At 55.7% G+C, this 14001-nt stretch carries 19 protein-coding genes and 3 tRNA genes; 8 read left to right on the top strand and 14 right to left on the bottom strand.

From position 1 onward, the window contains the following. Window positions 1-235 precede the first annotated feature (235 nt). Together KPHS_29990 and KPHS_29980 are read right to left on the bottom strand one after the other, a co-directional pair. The gene (locus KPHS_29990) at window positions 236-919 is read right to left on the bottom strand and encodes a putative chloramphenicol acetyltransferase (protein YP_005227299.1); all 684 of its coding nucleotides are present in this window, start codon (window positions 917-919) and stop codon (window positions 236-238) included. 31 nt (window positions 920-950) lie between these two features. Further along, complete coding sequence (locus tag KPHS_29980) at window positions 951-1334, bottom strand: glyoxalase I, nickel isomerase (RefSeq protein YP_005227298.1); 384 nt, start codon at window positions 1332-1334, stop codon at window positions 951-953. A gap of 91 nt (window positions 1335-1425) precedes the next feature. On the opposite strand from KPHS_29980, the gene KPHS_29970 reads away from it, so the two are divergent. Beyond that, a complete protein-coding gene (locus KPHS_29970; RefSeq protein ID YP_005227297.1) occupies window positions 1426-2196 on the top strand; it encodes a putative DeoR-type transcriptional regulator in 771 nt (256 codons plus the stop codon). Window positions 2197-2200: 4 nt separating this feature from the next. Here KPHS_29970 and KPHS_29960 read toward each other — a convergent pair whose 3' ends face one another. Continuing rightward, window positions 2201-2830, bottom strand: a complete 630-nt coding sequence (locus tag KPHS_29960; protein YP_005227296.1) for an amino acid exporter — start codon at window positions 2828-2830, stop codon at window positions 2201-2203. Between the two features lie 248 nt (window positions 2831-3078). On the opposite strand from KPHS_29960, the gene KPHS_29950 reads away from it, so the two are divergent. Next, complete coding sequence (locus KPHS_29950; RefSeq protein ID YP_005227295.1) at window positions 3079-3714, top strand: putative carbonic anhydrase; 636 nt, start codon at window positions 3079-3081, stop codon at window positions 3712-3714. A 33-nt stretch (window positions 3715-3747) separates the two neighbouring features. Here KPHS_29950 and KPHS_29940 read toward each other — a convergent pair whose 3' ends face one another. The 4 genes from KPHS_29940 to KPHS_29910 all read right to left on the bottom strand — a co-directional run bounded on the left by KPHS_29940 (window position 3748) and on the right by KPHS_29910 (window position 5516). Next, window positions 3748-3870 (bottom strand): hypothetical protein, encoded by a 123-nt coding sequence (locus tag KPHS_29940; RefSeq protein YP_005227294.1) that lies wholly within the window; start codon window positions 3868-3870, stop codon window positions 3748-3750. Between the two features lie 155 nt (window positions 3871-4025). Next, complete coding sequence (locus KPHS_29930; RefSeq protein YP_005227293.1) at window positions 4026-4235, bottom strand: DUF1471 domain-containing protein; 210 nt, start codon at window positions 4233-4235, stop codon at window positions 4026-4028. Window positions 4236-4319: 84 nt separating this feature from the next. Next, a complete protein-coding gene (locus tag KPHS_29920) occupies window positions 4320-5036 on the bottom strand; it encodes a hypothetical protein (RefSeq protein YP_005227292.1) in 717 nt (238 codons plus the stop codon). Between the two features lie 45 nt (window positions 5037-5081). Continuing rightward, on the bottom strand, window positions 5082-5516 hold the full coding sequence (locus tag KPHS_29910) for a winged helix-turn-helix domain-containing protein (RefSeq protein YP_005227291.1): 435 nt from the start codon (window positions 5514-5516) through the stop codon (window positions 5082-5084). Window positions 5517-5914: 398 nt separating this feature from the next. On the opposite strand from KPHS_29910, the gene KPHS_29900 reads away from it, so the two are divergent. Next, entirely contained in the window at window positions 5915-6064 is a 150-nt protein-coding gene (locus KPHS_29900) for a hypothetical protein (protein YP_005227290.1), read from the top strand. 87 nt (window positions 6065-6151) lie between these two features. Here the strand turns inward: KPHS_29900 and KPHS_29890 are convergent, their stop codons facing one another. After that, entirely contained in the window at window positions 6152-6988 is an 837-nt protein-coding gene (locus tag KPHS_29890; RefSeq protein ID YP_005227289.1) for a beta-lactamase, read from the bottom strand. Between the two features lie 7 nt (window positions 6989-6995). Next, on the bottom strand, window positions 6996-7511 hold the full coding sequence (locus KPHS_29880) for a hypothetical protein (protein YP_005227288.1): 516 nt from the start codon (window positions 7509-7511) through the stop codon (window positions 6996-6998). A 156-nt stretch (window positions 7512-7667) separates the two neighbouring features. On the opposite strand from KPHS_29880, the gene KPHS_29870 reads away from it, so the two are divergent. The 3 genes from KPHS_29870 to KPHS_29850 all read left to right on the top strand — a co-directional run bounded on the left by KPHS_29870 (window position 7668) and on the right by KPHS_29850 (window position 9762). Beyond that, window positions 7668-8552 (top strand): LysR family transcriptional regulator, encoded by an 885-nt coding sequence (locus KPHS_29870; protein ID YP_005227287.1) that lies wholly within the window; start codon window positions 7668-7670, stop codon window positions 8550-8552. A 597-nt stretch (window positions 8553-9149) separates the two neighbouring features. After that, complete coding sequence (locus KPHS_29860) at window positions 9150-9368, top strand: type VI secretion ATPase, ClpV1 family (protein ID YP_005227286.1); 219 nt, start codon at window positions 9150-9152, stop codon at window positions 9366-9368. Between the two features lie 223 nt (window positions 9369-9591). Then, window positions 9592-9762: a hypothetical protein gene (locus KPHS_29850; RefSeq protein YP_005227285.1), complete on the top strand. Its 171-nt coding sequence runs from the start codon at window positions 9592-9594 to the stop codon at window positions 9760-9762. Window positions 9763-9948: 186 nt separating this feature from the next. Here the strand turns inward: KPHS_29850 and KPHS_t00390 are convergent. The 3 genes from KPHS_t00390 to KPHS_t00370 form a co-directional block, all read right to left on the bottom strand. Then, a tRNA-Val gene (locus KPHS_t00390) sits at window positions 9949-10025 on the bottom strand. A gap of 4 nt (window positions 10026-10029) precedes the next feature. Further along, a tRNA-Val gene (locus tag KPHS_t00380) sits at window positions 10030-10108 on the bottom strand. 4 nt (window positions 10109-10112) lie between these two features. Beyond that, window positions 10113-10189, bottom strand: a tRNA-Val gene (locus KPHS_t00370). A 254-nt stretch (window positions 10190-10443) separates the two neighbouring features. Between KPHS_t00370 and KPHS_29840 the strand changes: the two genes are divergently transcribed. Continuing rightward, window positions 10444-11022 carry a TIGR00730 family Rossman fold protein gene (locus tag KPHS_29840; RefSeq protein ID YP_005227284.1) on the top strand — a complete coding sequence of 193 codons (579 nt, stop codon included), beginning with the start codon at window positions 10444-10446 and terminating at the stop codon, window positions 11020-11022. A 139-nt stretch (window positions 11023-11161) separates the two neighbouring features. Here the strand turns inward: KPHS_29840 and KPHS_29830 are convergent, their stop codons facing one another. Both KPHS_29830 and KPHS_29820 read right to left on the bottom strand, forming a co-directional pair. Then, entirely contained in the window at window positions 11162-11569 is a 408-nt protein-coding gene (locus KPHS_29830; protein YP_005227283.1) for an acid resistance repetitive basic protein Asr, read from the bottom strand. 175 nt (window positions 11570-11744) lie between these two features. After that, window positions 11745-13118, bottom strand: a complete 1374-nt coding sequence (locus KPHS_29820; RefSeq protein ID YP_005227282.1) for a multidrug efflux protein — start codon at window positions 13116-13118, stop codon at window positions 11745-11747. Window positions 13119-13347: 229 nt separating this feature from the next. Between KPHS_29820 and KPHS_29810 the strand changes: the two genes are divergently transcribed. Continuing rightward, on the top strand, window positions 13348-13983 hold the full coding sequence (locus KPHS_29810; protein YP_005227281.1) for a riboflavin synthase subunit alpha: 636 nt from the start codon (window positions 13348-13350) through the stop codon (window positions 13981-13983). Window positions 13984-14001: the final 18 nt, after the last annotated feature.

Here is a 14001-nt window from a genome sequence, read left to right as displayed (position 1 = left end):
TCCTTAGCAAAGGATCGGCAATATAATCCCATTTTATGGCTATGAAGCAGTGGTTTCCGCTGTCTGATGATGGTTGGTCAGCATGCTGTCTGTGACCCAGCTTTTCAATCGCGAGGTTCTGAACAGGCGTCACACCTGCGCGGTATTCGCCGGCTGAAAGGGAACGATGATAGTGGCCCCGTACCGACCACCGTGTAGGGAGTAAGGCTCCCTGGCGGTCAGTTCCGGGCAGACGTTAACGCTCCTTCGCCGCTGGGGGAAGCAGGGAGGGTGCGGTTTCGGTTAGCGGCAACCAGAGCCGCTCGGGGTCATTAAATCCCTCTTCGACAAGGGCATAAAAGCGGCTGGCGTGGAGACCATCGACGAAGGCATGGTTAAACCGCCCGGCCACCGGGATAACGCCATTCTGCAATTTTCCCCAGGTGAGCGCGGGGACCGCCGCGCCGACGGCATATTCCGCATGGGTCATCGAGGTGAAGTGGAGCCATGGCAGACAGCTGGCGCAGATAAAATGCTCGCCATCGACGATGAGCGGCGCCGGGGATGTCTCTCTTGCCGCGACAATCTTCGGCGTGGCCGCGGCGCTGAAGGCGGTGAACTCGGGGGCATTGTCGCACCACACCTGACGGAATCCCTCTCCGACGGTCATCACCGGCGTCATTACTGCCAGACTGTCATATTCAATCACCTCATCGTTCCGCACTCGCTGGCGTAGCTGCGGTACCCCGTTGGCCGCGCGCAGCAGGGCATAGAGCGCGAGCTGAAAAAACGAGACCCGACGGTCCTTCGCACATTCGTACAGGCGCTGCGCCGCTATCGGCACGCAGAGATTAAAGCTGGGGTTGGCGAATTGGCGGTAAAAAGTGAAATGGTCCCGGCGGGGCCAGGATGCGGTGTCGATAATCCGGTAATGTGCCATGGATGCCTCCTGAATACTGGCGTTCTGCTGACTATGCGACGATTTCGATCAGGTTGCCATCGGGATCGGCGATCACCGCCTCATAATAGCCGTCGCCGGTGGTGCGCGGCGGCGAAATCAGTATTCCGGCGGCCCCGGCGCGTTGGGCGATGGCATCGACCTGTTCCGCCCCGCCCACCGAGAGGGCCAGATGCGCCCAGCCGGTATGGTTATTATCCGCGCTGGCCTGCTGCAGGCCAGGCTTGGTCATCAGCTCGATCACCACCTCGTCGTCGATAGTAACAAAATAGGAGGCAAAGCCGGGGTTGGTCTGGCTAAGGTATTTTTCATTGATGCTGGCGGCAAAGAAGTCCACCCAGAAGCGGGCCTGGACGTCGAGCTGTTGGGTCCACAGGGCGAAATGGGCAATTTTCATGGTAAACCTCCGGGCAGGAACGTTGACAACCAGAGCAGGGCAGACGATCATGCTTGCTACTGCTCGGTTTTGATCATTTAAGGATTGTGTTATGCTCGATTATGCTGCTTTCCCTCAACAGCGACAAGCGCTGATTTGCCAGATCCTGCAGGAAAACGGCAGAGTGGTGTGCGCGGAGCTGGCGGCGCGTCTTCAGGTGTCGGAGCATACCATCCGCCGCGATCTGCATGAGCTCAGCCGCGAGGGATTCTGTAAAAAGGTGTATGGCGGGGCGGTGCTGAGTCTGCCGGAAGCGGGGGATTACAGTGAGCGGAAAGATAAAAACCGCGCGATAAAGCTCAGGATCGCGCAACAGTGTGCCCGGCTGGTGAAGCCCGGCGGCACTATTTTCATTGATACCGGGACCACCAATCTGGCGATGGCCGAGGCGCTGCCCACCGAGCTGGCGCTGACGGTGGTAACGAACTCGCCGGAGATCGCCGCGGTACTGGTGAAAAAACCGCTGTATGACGTGGTGATCCTTGGCGGCCAGGTACAGCGAGCGAGCGGCGGTTGCGTCGGCGCCGCGGCGGTGGCTCAGGTGCAGGGCATGTTATTCGACCAGGGGTTTATCGGCGGCTGCGCGATGGCGCCAGAGTCGGGCCTGACCGGCTTTGACTATGCCGACTGCGAGTTCAAGAAAGCGGTCATTAAACAGTGCAGCGAGATTATTGTTGGTCTGACTTCGGATAAAATTCCGGCAGCAGCGCGGTTTGTGGTGGCCGCCAGCAGCGATATCGATGTGCTGGTGGTGGAAGAGAATATCAGTCGCGAATATCGCGTTGCCTTTCAGCAGCACGATATTCGCATCTATACCGTGTAACCCGCTAGCGGGTGAGGGAGGTGGCGATAAGCCGCAGGCCCAGCGCCCCCAGCACCGTCGCGGTGGCGATGTCGATCCGCCGCTTCAGCCGCAGGTAGACGCGCCGCGGGCGGTCGGCAGACAGCACCAGCGCCACCAGCGAATACCAGCTGACGTCGATCAGAAAGCTCATCAGCGGCACGATGTAATAGAAGGCGGTGGGGATCTGCGCCGGCAGCAGGGCGGTAAAAATTGAGGCGAACACCAGCGCCGTTTTGGGATTGCTGAGCTGAGTATACAGCCCGTCGCGGAAGGTCTTCAGCAAAGAGCGGTTGCCGGCCATCCCGCTGGCGGAAAAATCCATCGGCTGCGCCGACCCGCGAAAAATTTTATAGCCCAGCCACAGCAGATAGAGCCCGCCCGCCACCTTCAAACCAATAAACAGCTCCGGCACCGCGGTGAGCACCTTCTGCAGGCCCAGCATCGCCATAATGGAGAAAATGGCCGCACCGGCGCCGGTACCGAGGGCGGTAACCATACCGTGCAGACGCGAGCGAGCGACGGCATTGCGCGCGACAAAGATAAAGCTTGGGCCGGGACTGATCACGCCCATGATCAGCACCGCGGCAATGGCCATCAGGCTGGATAGGAACATAGCGACTCCTGTTATGTCCGCCGCAGGCAGGCGGTCGGTAACGTGTGGACGGTTGGAGCAGACAGAGTAGCAAACTGGTTCAGGAAAGCACGTCAAAAGGTGTGTATTAGACGGGGAGAAGCAGGCGTTGGCGGCGCGCGTTTTCTGCGCAACTGTTTGAATAACGATTCCCATTCTTGTCATCGATGGTAAACTGAATAACTGTGATCTTTGTCATACCGTAATAACTACAGAGAAGAGACACTGCTATGCAACATATCATTGAGGGCTTCCTCAACTTCCAGAAAGAGATCTTCCCCCAGCGTAAAGAACTCTTCCGCAGCCTGGCCTCCAGCCAGAATCCCAAAGCGCTGTTCATCTCCTGTTCTGACAGCCGTCTGGTGCCGGAACTGGTTACCCAGCAGGAGCCGGGACAGCTCTTTGTCATTCGTAATGCCGGGAATATCGTGCCGTCTTTCGGGCCGGAGCCGGGCGGCGTTTCCGCGACTATCGAATATGCCGTGGTTGCGCTGGGCGTGACGGATATCGTGATCTGCGGCCATTCCAACTGCGGCGCGATGAAAGCGATCGCCACCTGTCAGTGCCTTGAGCCGATGCCGGCGGTGTCTCACTGGCTACGCTATGCCGATGCCGCGAAAGCGGTGGTGGAAAAGAAAACCTGGGCTAGCGAAACCGATAAGGTCAACGGCATGGTGCAGGAAAACGTTATCGCCCAACTGAATAACATCAAGACCCATCCTTCGGTGGCGGTTGGTCTGCGCGACCATACCCTGCGCCTGCATGGCTGGTTCTACGACATCGAAACCGGCGATATTCAGGCGCTGGATAAAAACACGAAATCCTTTGTTTCGCTGTCGGAAAATCCGGACGTCTTTTTCGAATAAAGTCTTTCCAGGGCACGGAGGCCCTGCAAACCCTCACCACGCCACGCAAATTTTGCCAAAATGGGCGCCGCTTTGCAGATAGCGGAAGGCCTCCGACTGATTCGCGGCGACAGACCACTCCGCTTTACGCCGACAAGCCGCAGATAATCCAGCCAATCGGGTATTTATTGCTATCAGGCTTTTTTTGTGCTGAGAGTCAGTATTGTCCGGGATCCGGCGAATGCCGCATGGACCTGCCGGGAAAGGTCAGGAAGGGGAAAAACTAAAGCGCCGTCCAGGCGGCGCTTTAGGAAACGTTTAGGGGCAAGGGTTTATTTGCTCAGTTCAGCCGTCATATGAACACGGTTGTTAAACTGGGCGCTGGTAATTTTATAGGATGCACCCTGTTCTGCGGCCTGGGCGGCAATTTTAGCTTCCGCGCGGTCCAGCGTGGAGGCAGTGGCGCTGACGCTCTGAGCAAAGCTGGCAGCAGAGAACAGAGACAGCGCAGCAACAGCAACGAAATTTTTGATGAATTTCATGGTCGTATTCCTTAATTTGGTGTCTGATAAAGGGCCTGTTGCCCTGATGTGATAAAGAATACGCTTGATTGCTGGAGCCTAAAATCAAAACAATTTGCGAAACTCTTTCAAATAATATGAATGATTTTCCGCCGGTCGCGAGGCTGCGCGCGGCGGCAGGGTTGCATTAGCCGCTGTGGTCAGGCATCGGAGGTCGGCAGACAGGCGACTAAAAGAGAGCCTGTCGGTCATGAAATGATGAAAATGGCTATGACTGACCAGGCGGAAATTCACTTTAATCCTTTCCAGGCCGTTATAGACCCGCTTGCGATTAATCCCCAGCGTAGCGGCCATTTGATGAACCGACTGACCCTTCATGGTGGCATCAATCATCCGCATCTCCAGGCGGTTGAGCGGGGCTCGTTGACGGAAAGAAACGCTCTGACGTTGGTGACGCGGCACGAGTGGCCAGCGGCGCTCGGCCAGGCAGCGCAGAAGGCGGTTCACTTCACGTACCGCTTCGCGCTGGCTGACCCACAGTAGGGTATCCGCGAAAAAGGGGCGTCCGCGCCTTACGTTGCCGGCTGACGTAAAGCCAATGACCAGGCCCTGAAAGTGCTGAGCGATTTCAGCGGCAGCCAGGTAATCATGATAGTTTTCCAGTGACAAAATAATCACATCCAGCCCGGACAGTTCTGGAAGATGGCTGAGGGGCAGGGAGTGAATAACCTTTAATTCGGGCACTGTTTTCTGAATATCCCGAAAACACTGGGCGATACCGATATTAAAATAAATATTATTGCTGTGAATTAAAATATTCAACGAATAAACCCTGTTGCTGGCGATGTAAACGGCGCGGGGAGGGGATTAGCTGCGTACCAGAAGCTTATTCATATCAGCAGGCGAAGTGTTTATATAATTCATCATCCCCGGCGGTTTGTATGAATAAATTTCGGCTACGTAAACGTTATTAATATAATACCCCGCGCACTTAACGCGGATGATTAACGCGCTCTCCACGCCAGCCTGGTGTAAGCGAGACTTTAAGCTCTGAATAACCTGCCATAGGCGCTGCGCGGAAGGGCGGAGATTATTTTTTTCCCAAACGTTAATCATTAACTCTTCATCGCTGACCAGACGTTCTCTGCCGTGCGCCAGCAGGTACTCCAGTAAACAGGCCATGGTGCTGCGTAGCTGGACTTGCGTCCGTGTCCCGCGCAGCGTGATAATTTCCCGATGATGCAGGCAGTAGAAAATATTATCCGCTAACTTATAGCCAAGTAGTTTATAGCCTTTAGTCATCCACAACTCCCTGACAAATCCTCTTCTTGCCGGTGCAGAGTACCTGCCCGCTGCTGACTGACCAAGTGAATTTTATCAGTTAGAATAATCAAAACAAATAACCACACATCCATACATAACTAGAATAAAAATCTGATAATATCGCTTGATTCTGTTGTATTATGCGGTATAGGAAAAGTCTTAATCAGGCGACTGGCGAAGGTAAGCGGTTGAAAATATAGGTGGCATCGAAAATAATGCACTTAAATTGATTTGGATCAATTTAAGCTATTTCAGAGGGCGATGACCATTTACATTCTAAAACAAAGATTGAAATAACTTCCGTTACGCGGTGATACGCTAATTCTGAACTTGTGGAACTACCCAGGGAATGGTTCATTTTTTTTAGGAGCGTTTTTATGGTCATTGCAACTCGTAAGCCTCTGTGCAACAAACGCTGGTCGGCCAGCCCGGCCTCCCAGGATCTTCAGTTGACTCAGCTACGTCACCCGTGGGTCGCCACCAAAGCTAGCTGCAAAAGTAAAAAAGGCTGGAAGAGCCGCGGTTAACGGCTCGTCCACTTTCCCGGACAAAACGCCCCGGTCGTGCTCATGCCGCGACCCGGGTTTTACTGGGGTCATTGTTCTGCTCAACGATCACACCGAGCGCAGACAATAGCCTGAGGCGGTGTTCTCCACTCTGGCGAATCCCGGCAGGCCAAGATGCATACCGGCAATCAACCACCGTTCGCTGGCGGCCTGGCGCAGCAGGATCTCCCTGGTACGCCGGGCCTGTTCAGGATCGACGTCGAAGGCGACCGAGGCTTCTGGCCGCGCAGACTGAATGGACGGGAAATGGACGATATCCCCCCAGATCAGCAGCGAGGTATCGCCCGCTTCGAGACGATACCCGGTATGCCCGGGCGTATGGCCGGGCAGAGGGCACGGGCGGATCCCGGCGATCACTTCCTCATCATCAACCCCGCTGATTTGCGCCGCGCAGTTCGCCAGTACACGGCGAACAAGCAGCACGTTGCGCCGGCCGCGATCGCTGGCGTTGTCGAACGTGGATGTTGCCAGCCAGTAAGCGCTTTCCCGCGTAGGCAGGAACACCGTGGCGTTGGGATACGCTGGCGTACCAGCGGCGGACAGCAGGCCGCCGATATGGTCCGGATGGGCGTGGGTGAGAAGGATGGCGTCGATCTCCTCAGGACCAACGCCGAGCCGCGCCAGATTGGCGATAAGTTCGCCGCCAACGCCATTGGCTCCGCCGGTGCCGGTATCCACCAGCACCGTATTCCCGCGACCGCGGATCAGATAGGCGCCAATCGCAATGGTCTCCGGCGAGGCTAATCCTGAATGCCGCTGCAGATGTTCCGCCTCCTCCCGTGAGATACCCGAGAGTAAGGACAGCGGCGCTGACATCAGACCATCACTCACGGCAGTCACCGTCAGGTCGCCAGCGGTCAACGTATAAAAGGGAGCAGGTGACATGGCGACCTCACGCGCGCTGCGCCGGGTTGCGTAACCGGGCGGTGATGGGCTGATAGATAAAGACGGCGGCAGTCGTGGCCAGGTGATGCAGGTTGTCTCGTGGGAGGATGGCGGCATACCGGGTTTGTTCGGTCGCCAGGCCGCCTGGCTGCAGGAGTATCGGCGCAGCGACGGGCAAGTCCTCCGCGGTATCGCCCAGCAGCAGCACTTCATCCGGGGCAACCTCCCGCAGCGTATTATTCGTTAGAAAGAGGTGGCGATGCCAGTCGGCGATCGCCGATTGCCAGCGGGCAAAATGGCCGCCGCCGTTGCGGCGGTAGGCGTCGCTGTCGATGACGGTAGCATCGTGGATATCGTGCAGCGCCAGGTAGCAGGGGCAGCCCTCGCTGAGAGCGCGGAAGCGCTGGGAGGCGTAGAAACCGGGCACAGAGACCAGCGCCGGTAGTTTTTCCTGATTGTAAAAGGTATTCCACGCCGCTTCGCTTTGGGGATCGGTGTAGGCGCATTCGACGACATAGAGCATAGTGACCTCGATGAACAGATGATGTGGCGCACAAGGCGCTTTAGTGAGTTTTCATCATCCTATCGGCTAAAAATGGCGCTGAAAAACGATGTTAATTCAAGGCGTAGTGATATTCTGTCACTGACTTTCGGTGAGCCTGCACAAGGAGCATTGGCTATGCGTCGTAAAATCCCCAGCAGCGCTGCGCTACTGGCTTTTGAGGCCGCGGCTCGTCACGGCAACTTTGCCCGCGCGGCGGCGGAGCTCGCGTTAACGGAAGGGGCCATCAGCCGGCAGATTGCCCGTCTGGAAGCGCTCCTCGACAGTAAACTCTTCGACAGGACGGGGAGCCGGGTGCGGCTCAATCCGGCAGGCGCCCGCTACGCTCGTCAGGTCCGCGAGATCCTCGCTCGTCTGGAACGGGACACCCATGACGTCAGCGGGATGCCCGTCGATGGCCGCAGCCTGGAGATCGCCGTGCTCCCCACCTTCGCCAGCCGCTGGTTAATTCCCCGGCTCGGGCGCTTTGCGGCGCAGCATCCGCATATCGTGGTCAATATCGCCGCCCGCAGCGATCCCTTCATTCTGCCGGGAAGCGGATTTGATGCTGCCATCCATTTTGAACACCCGGCGTGGACCGGAATGGAGGTGACGTTTTTATTTGCGGAGTATTTGCTGCCGGTCTGCCATGCTGCGCTGCTGACGGATGACGATCTTCCGGGGCTGCTTAACCGGCTAACGCGCATTCACCGGCGGCAAAACCCGGACGCCTGGCTGCACTATGCCCGTGAGTGCGGTCTGGCGCTGGATAACCCCGCCCAGGGGCCGCGCTACGATCTGCATGAGATGGCGATCGCCGCGGTACTAAGTCAGCAGGGAGTGGCCCTGGTGCCGAAGATGTATGTGGAAAGCGAGCTGCGCGCCGGAACGCTGGCCGCCCCGTGGCCGGGCTCCCCGACGCTGGCTAAGCGCTTCTGCTTGATCAAACCCGGCGGCGGGGAGGGGGAGCCAGCGCTGCAGATGTTTGAGCGCTGGCTGCAGACGGAGATTGCGGCAGGTTAAGTCAGAGCTGGCCGGGAGACATTTAGCGCCGCCCATGGTTTCCTCCCTGTTTTACCGCGCGCTCGCTTTTTTACGCCAGGGAATAGTTTTCAGTATGGAATATTGTTGTTGCGAAGCCACCGCTTCCGCCCAGCGTCCAGACGGCCTCCATCTCTCGTCTTACAAAATATTGTCAGTTTATTTGTTTTATTCTGCTTATCGTCTTTGTCAGTATTACGCAGTCACTCCCGAGCTGAACCGAGATTCCGCTGAATTCAAACTGAATATACTCCGGCAGTACGCGGATACGAACGGGATTTTCTTGTGCATGTATTGCTGAGCGACTGCTATTCCGGGCGTTAAATAGAAGATCACCGTACTGCCTTACCCAGTGCGCTTTGGGTTCCTGTAGGGAGACAGCGACGGGCGGTAGCGTTCGCGAAAGCAGGCGGGTGCGATAGCGTGGCCAGTGGGTGGGGTGGCGAAGGGTAACGAATGGAGGACGTAATGATGAATTTTAACGCCAGAAAAGATGGAGTGAAGCGATGAGGAACAGGCTGATAAACGATGCAACCAGTTTGGTAAAGCAACCGCCGGGGCAGTCACGCTACCGGATGGTTGTTCTCCGGAGGGCGCAATATCGACAGCCTGCTGAATCAGCAACTGTTAACCCATATGGCGGCAGGACAGAAGCCGCAGCACCTGACGCGGGGCGGGATGAGGAAGAGGGGAACGCCTCAAGAGGAGTGTCCGCTTTTTTTGCAGGAAGTCTTGCCGGATTATTATTATCCGTTGGAGCTGAAACATCCAGAGCAATATACACGTCCCGATATCTGAAGCGCAGAAATCCGGTACTGCATGATAAACTGCAAAATCTGGGAGATCTGGATCTTCTGTATTTTCTTGTTGAGGATATTGTAAAATCTTTCGAAACAGCGTGTATGGTCAGTGATAAGAATCCAGCAGAATTTAACAAAATATGTGAATATTTCTTTGGTGGACTATGAATATAAAACGAACATTACTCATCCTGCTTTCCCGTGTTATCAGAGGGGCTGGGATGGGATTAGGTGCTTCAGGTATCGCGCTGGCTGGCTGGTTCTTTTTTTTCTCAGTAAATGAATATAAATTTCTCTGGGGTTTACTTTCAGTTGTGGGATTCCTGGTGGGGTATCTGATATATCGATTTGCATATGCATATATTTATGATGAATGGAATTATTATCATTAAGAAATTAAACGGCGTGGTCTGTTGATCGATTTTTGATGCTCATTAAAAGGGTTGGCTTCCTTAGCACTCATGTGGACTAGTATGGACTATGCAAGGAAAACGCTTTGCCAATACACAACATTTTAAGTCAGCAATACCAACGGGGAGCAGGTGATAAAATTCAGGAATTACAGAAGGAAAAATGATTGGTGCGTCTGAATGGACTCGAACCATCGACCCCCACCATGTCAAGGTGGTGCTCTAACCAACTGAGCTACAGACGCATTATGGTGCGTTTAATTGGACTCGAACCAACGACCCCCACCATGTCAAGGTGGTGACTCTAACCAACTGAGCTAATAAACGCATTATGGTGCGTTCGATTGGACTCGAACCAACGACCCCCACCATGTCAAGGTGGTGCTCTAACCAACTGAGCTACGAACGCAATGTTGTGGTGACAACGGGGACGCATATTAGCGGCAGGGAGGGGATGTGGCAAGAGGTAAACGTCACTTTTCTTGCACATTGCATGCGATTGCGGAACTTTTACTCATTCCGGATATATTTTACTGAACCACAAGGATATTTCTTCGCCAGCGAGCATCACGGCTCTTATTTTTCAGCCAGTCCAAACCTGCGCGGAAGGGTTGCCGATGTGTTAAATTATCGGCCACCAGAAGAGAAGGAGTCATAACGAAGATGAAATCGATTGGTATTTTTTGCGGTTCTTCAGCTGGCGAACATCCGCTGTACCTCGAAACCGCCCGTCTGGTTGGACGTACGCTGGCGCAGCAGGGGTTGGCGCTTGTCTATGGCGGCGGCAAAGTTGGTCTGATGGGGGCGGTCGCCGATGCGGCGCTGGAGGCCGGTGGCGTGGTGATCGGCGTGATGCCGCGCGGCCTGGTGGAGCGGGAAATTGCCCACCGCGGCTTGACGGAGCTGCATGTGGTCGAGGATATGCACGAGCGGAAAACCAAAATGGCGGCGCTGGCGGATGGCTTTATTGCCCTGCCGGGCGGGGCGGGGACGCTCGAGGAGATTTTCGAACAATGGACCTGGGCGCAGCTGGGGATCCATGAGAAACCGTGCGCGTTCCTGAATATTAAGGGTTATTACGATCCGCTTCAGGCGATGGTCGATAACATGGTACAGGAAGGGTTTATGCACCCGCGCTACGCGGAGATGCTGCCGTTCGCTACCTCGGCAGACGAGATTATCGCCGGTTTTCGCGACTATACGCCGCCGGCCCGTAAATGGGTTCAGCAGCCAGCTATTTAAACATCAAGCGCAGGGTAAACAGCGCGCAGACGATGAGCAGTAACAGCAGCAATTCGAAGCGATAGCGTTGCAGCATGATGTCCTCCTGAAAAAAACCGGCGCTGTTCAGCGCCGGTTTATCACCTTAACGCCCTGACCATTATGCCGCCGGTTTAACCGCCGGTTTAGCTGCGTGGTGTGCCGCTTTATGATGTTTCTTTGCAGCCTGCGCTTTCTGCGCGACTGCCGGTTTCGCAGCGGTTTTGTGGTGTTTCTTCGCCGCCTGCGCTTTCTGCGCTACTGCCGGTTTAGCAGCGGCTTTATGGTGTTTCTTCGCCGCCTGGGCTTTTTGCTCAGCAGCCGGTTTTGCAGCGGCTTTGTGGTGTTTCTTCGCCGCCTGCGCTTTCTGCTCGGCTGCCGGTTTCGCGGCCGCTTTGTGATGTTTCTTATGGTGAACGGTAGTATGGCTGGCTGCTGCACTCGGGGTGGTGCTTGCCGCATCGGCAGCGAAAGCAACTGATGACAGACCCATAGCAGCGGCAACGACCAGAGCTAATACTTTTTTCATTCTGAAATCCTCGACTTGGTTTCTTGAGTAACCCCACTGCGGGGCTGTTGGCAACACTATAAGCGCCTGCCGGGAGGCTATCAGTGAGTCTTTGGTGTCAGGGAGTAACGGAATGTACAACGCGCCGTTATAGCGAAGAACGAAAAAGCCCGCCGGAGCGGCGGGCTTAGACAAGTTAGCGCGCAGCGCGCTGTAAGATGATGCTGGAAGGCTGGCGCTGCAGAAAACGCATCCGCAGCATCATCATGATGGCGGCGGAGGTCAGACCGATGATAAATCCGCACCAGAAACCGGCAGGTCCCATGCGGGGCACAATCATATCGGTCAGCGCCAGCAGATAGCCGCTCGGCAAACCCAGCACCCAGTACGCGGTAAAGGTAATGAAAAAGATAGACCGCGTATCTTTATAGCCGCGCAGAATGCCGCTGCCGATCACCTGAATAGAGTCGGAGATCTGATAGATAGCCGCCAGCAGCATCAGGTGCGAGGCCAGCGTCACCACCTCGGGATTATCGTTATACAGCAGCGCAATCTGCTTACGCATCAGGACGGTAAAGATAGCGGTAAATACCGCCAGGCAGACCCCCACGCCCACGCCGGTGCGGGCCGAAACCTGGGCATCGATCGTTGAGCCCTGGCCAAGGCGGAAGCCGACGCGAATGGTGACCGCCGCCGCCAGCGACAGCGGCAGAACGAACATCAGCGAGCTGAAATTAAGCGCGATCTGATGACCAGCGACGTCAATGATCCCGAGCGGGGAGACCAGCAGCGCGACGACAGCAAACAGAGTGACTTCAAAGAACAGCGCCAGAGCAATGGGCAGCCCCAGCTGCACCAGCCGTAACAGGACGGCAAAATCAGGGCCGCTGAAGCGCTCGACGCAGCGGATATCGCGCATCGTACGCGCCCGGCGCACCCACCACAGCATGGTGGCGAACATCACCCAGTAAACGGAGGCCGTCGCCACACCGCAGCCGACGCCGCCCAGCTCGGGCATGCCGAAATGACCATAGATAAAAATATAGTTCACCGGAATGTTGACCAGTAATCCAATAAAGCCCATGACCATCCCGGGCTTGGTTTTTGCCAGCCCTTCACACTGGTTACGGGCGACCTGGAAGAACAGATAGCCCGGAGCGCCCCACAGCAGCGCGCGCAGGTAGCCAACCGCCTTCTCTGCCAACAGCGGATCGATGTTATGCATGGAGCTGATGATGTATCCGGCGTTCCACAGCACGACCATGATCAGCACCGAGACAAAGCCGGCCAGCCAGAAGCCCTGACGCACCTGCGGCGCGATACGCTCTCGCCGCCCGGATCCGTTAAGCTGCGCCACCACCGGGGTCAGCGCCAGCAGAAGGCCGTGGCCGAAGAGGATCGCCGGCAGCCAGATGGAGGTCCCGATGGCCACGGCGGCCATATCCGTGGCGCTGTAGCCACCCGCCATCACGGTATCGACAAAACCCATCGCCGTCTGCGCCACCTGCGCAAGGATGACGGGTATAGCCAGAGCTAATAACTGACGCGCTTCAACGAAATACTTCTGCACGTGAACACCTTCGAATTGTTGTTATTTTGAGACTAAAAAAGCCGCCGTAACTGGCAGCAAGGGGATAAAAATGAGGAATTTCCAGTCTATTGTAGCGAGGATTGGCTATTAAGCCAGTGAAAAAAGAGTCGAGGCACGAAGCGCGCTGGCAACCGCTTTGCCCTCCTGTTATTGTTCCCGATAGCGAAAGCGGTAATGATACCGTCATGATTTTCAACAGGAGCCAAACATGTTTACTGGTATTGTTCAGGGAACCGCGAAAGTGGTCTCCATTGATGATAAACCCAATTTTCGCACTCACGTGGTTGAGTTACCGGCACATATGCTGGAGGGGCTGGAAACCGGCGCCTCGGTAGCCAACAACGGCTGCTGCCTGACGGTGACCGAAATCAACGGCGCGCACATCAGCTTCGATCTGATGAAAGAGACGCTGCGGATTACCAATCTTGGCGATATTCAGGTCGGCGATGAAGTGAACGTCGAGCGAGCGGCGAAATTTAGTGATGAAATCGGCGGGCATTTAATGTCCGGCCACATTATGACCACCGCGGAAATCGTGAAGATTCTGACTTCCGAAAATAACCGTCAGATCTGGTTTAAAGTGCAGGATCCAACGCTGATGAAATACATCCTCTATAAAGGATTCATCGGTATTGACGGCATTAGTCTGACGGTGGGTGAGGTGACGGCGACCCGTTTCTGCGTACATCTTATTCCGGAGACGCTGCAGCGGACCACCCTGGGAGCGAAAAAACTGGGCTATCGCGTCAATATTGAGATTGATCCGCAGACCCAGGCGGTTGTCGATACGGTCGAACGCGTGCTGGCCGCGAAAGAGATGGCGGCTAAGGTCAATGAAGCCTGAAAAAAAATCCCCCGCCGA

Source organism: Klebsiella pneumoniae subsp. pneumoniae HS11286 (genome assembly GCF_000240185.1).
Lineage (GTDB): Bacteria > Pseudomonadota > Gammaproteobacteria > Enterobacterales > Enterobacteriaceae > Klebsiella > Klebsiella pneumoniae.
Note: the sequence above shows the minus strand (reverse complement) of the source record. Positions and strands in the feature narration are given on the sequence as shown.

Bases quoted from the DNA above. Each gene is read 5' to 3' on its own strand.
- KPHS_29970 (YP_005227297.1), top strand. From the start codon at position 1,426: ATGCTCGATTATGCTGCTTTCCCTCAACAGCGACAAGCGCTGATTTGC.
- KPHS_29980 (YP_005227298.1), bottom strand. From the start codon at position 1,334: ATGAAAATTGCCCATTTCGCCCTGTGGACCCAACAGCTCGACGTCCAG.
- KPHS_29910 (YP_005227291.1), bottom strand. From the start codon at position 5,516: ATGACTAAAGGCTATAAACTACTTGGCTATAAGTTAGCGGATAATATT.
- KPHS_29900 (YP_005227290.1), top strand. From the start codon at position 5,915: ATGGTCATTGCAACTCGTAAGCCTCTGTGCAACAAACGCTGGTCGGCC.
- KPHS_29880 (YP_005227288.1), bottom strand. From the start codon at position 7,511: ATGCTCTATGTCGTCGAATGCGCCTACACCGATCCCCAAAGCGAAGCG.
- KPHS_29870 (YP_005227287.1), top strand. From the start codon at position 7,668: ATGCGTCGTAAAATCCCCAGCAGCGCTGCGCTACTGGCTTTTGAGGCC.
- KPHS_29830 (YP_005227283.1), bottom strand. From the start codon at position 11,569: ATGAAAAAAGTATTAGCTCTGGTCGTTGCCGCTGCTATGGGTCTGTCA.
- KPHS_29950 (YP_005227295.1), top strand. From the start codon at position 3,079: ATGCAACATATCATTGAGGGCTTCCTCAACTTCCAGAAAGAGATCTTC.
- KPHS_29890 (YP_005227289.1), bottom strand. From the start codon at position 6,988: ATGTCACCTGCTCCCTTTTATACGTTGACCGCTGGCGACCTGACGGTG.
- KPHS_29850 (YP_005227285.1), top strand. From the start codon at position 9,592: ATGGGATTAGGTGCTTCAGGTATCGCGCTGGCTGGCTGGTTCTTTTTT.
- KPHS_29960 (YP_005227296.1), bottom strand. From the start codon at position 2,830: ATGTTCCTATCCAGCCTGATGGCCATTGCCGCGGTGCTGATCATGGGC.
- KPHS_29930 (YP_005227293.1), bottom strand. From the start codon at position 4,235: ATGAAATTCATCAAAAATTTCGTTGCTGTTGCTGCGCTGTCTCTGTTC.
- KPHS_29810 (YP_005227281.1), top strand. From the start codon at position 13,348: ATGTTTACTGGTATTGTTCAGGGAACCGCGAAAGTGGTCTCCATTGAT.
- KPHS_29990 (YP_005227299.1), bottom strand. From the start codon at position 919: ATGGCACATTACCGGATTATCGACACCGCATCCTGGCCCCGCCGGGAC.
- KPHS_29840 (YP_005227284.1), top strand. From the start codon at position 10,444: ATGAAATCGATTGGTATTTTTTGCGGTTCTTCAGCTGGCGAACATCCG.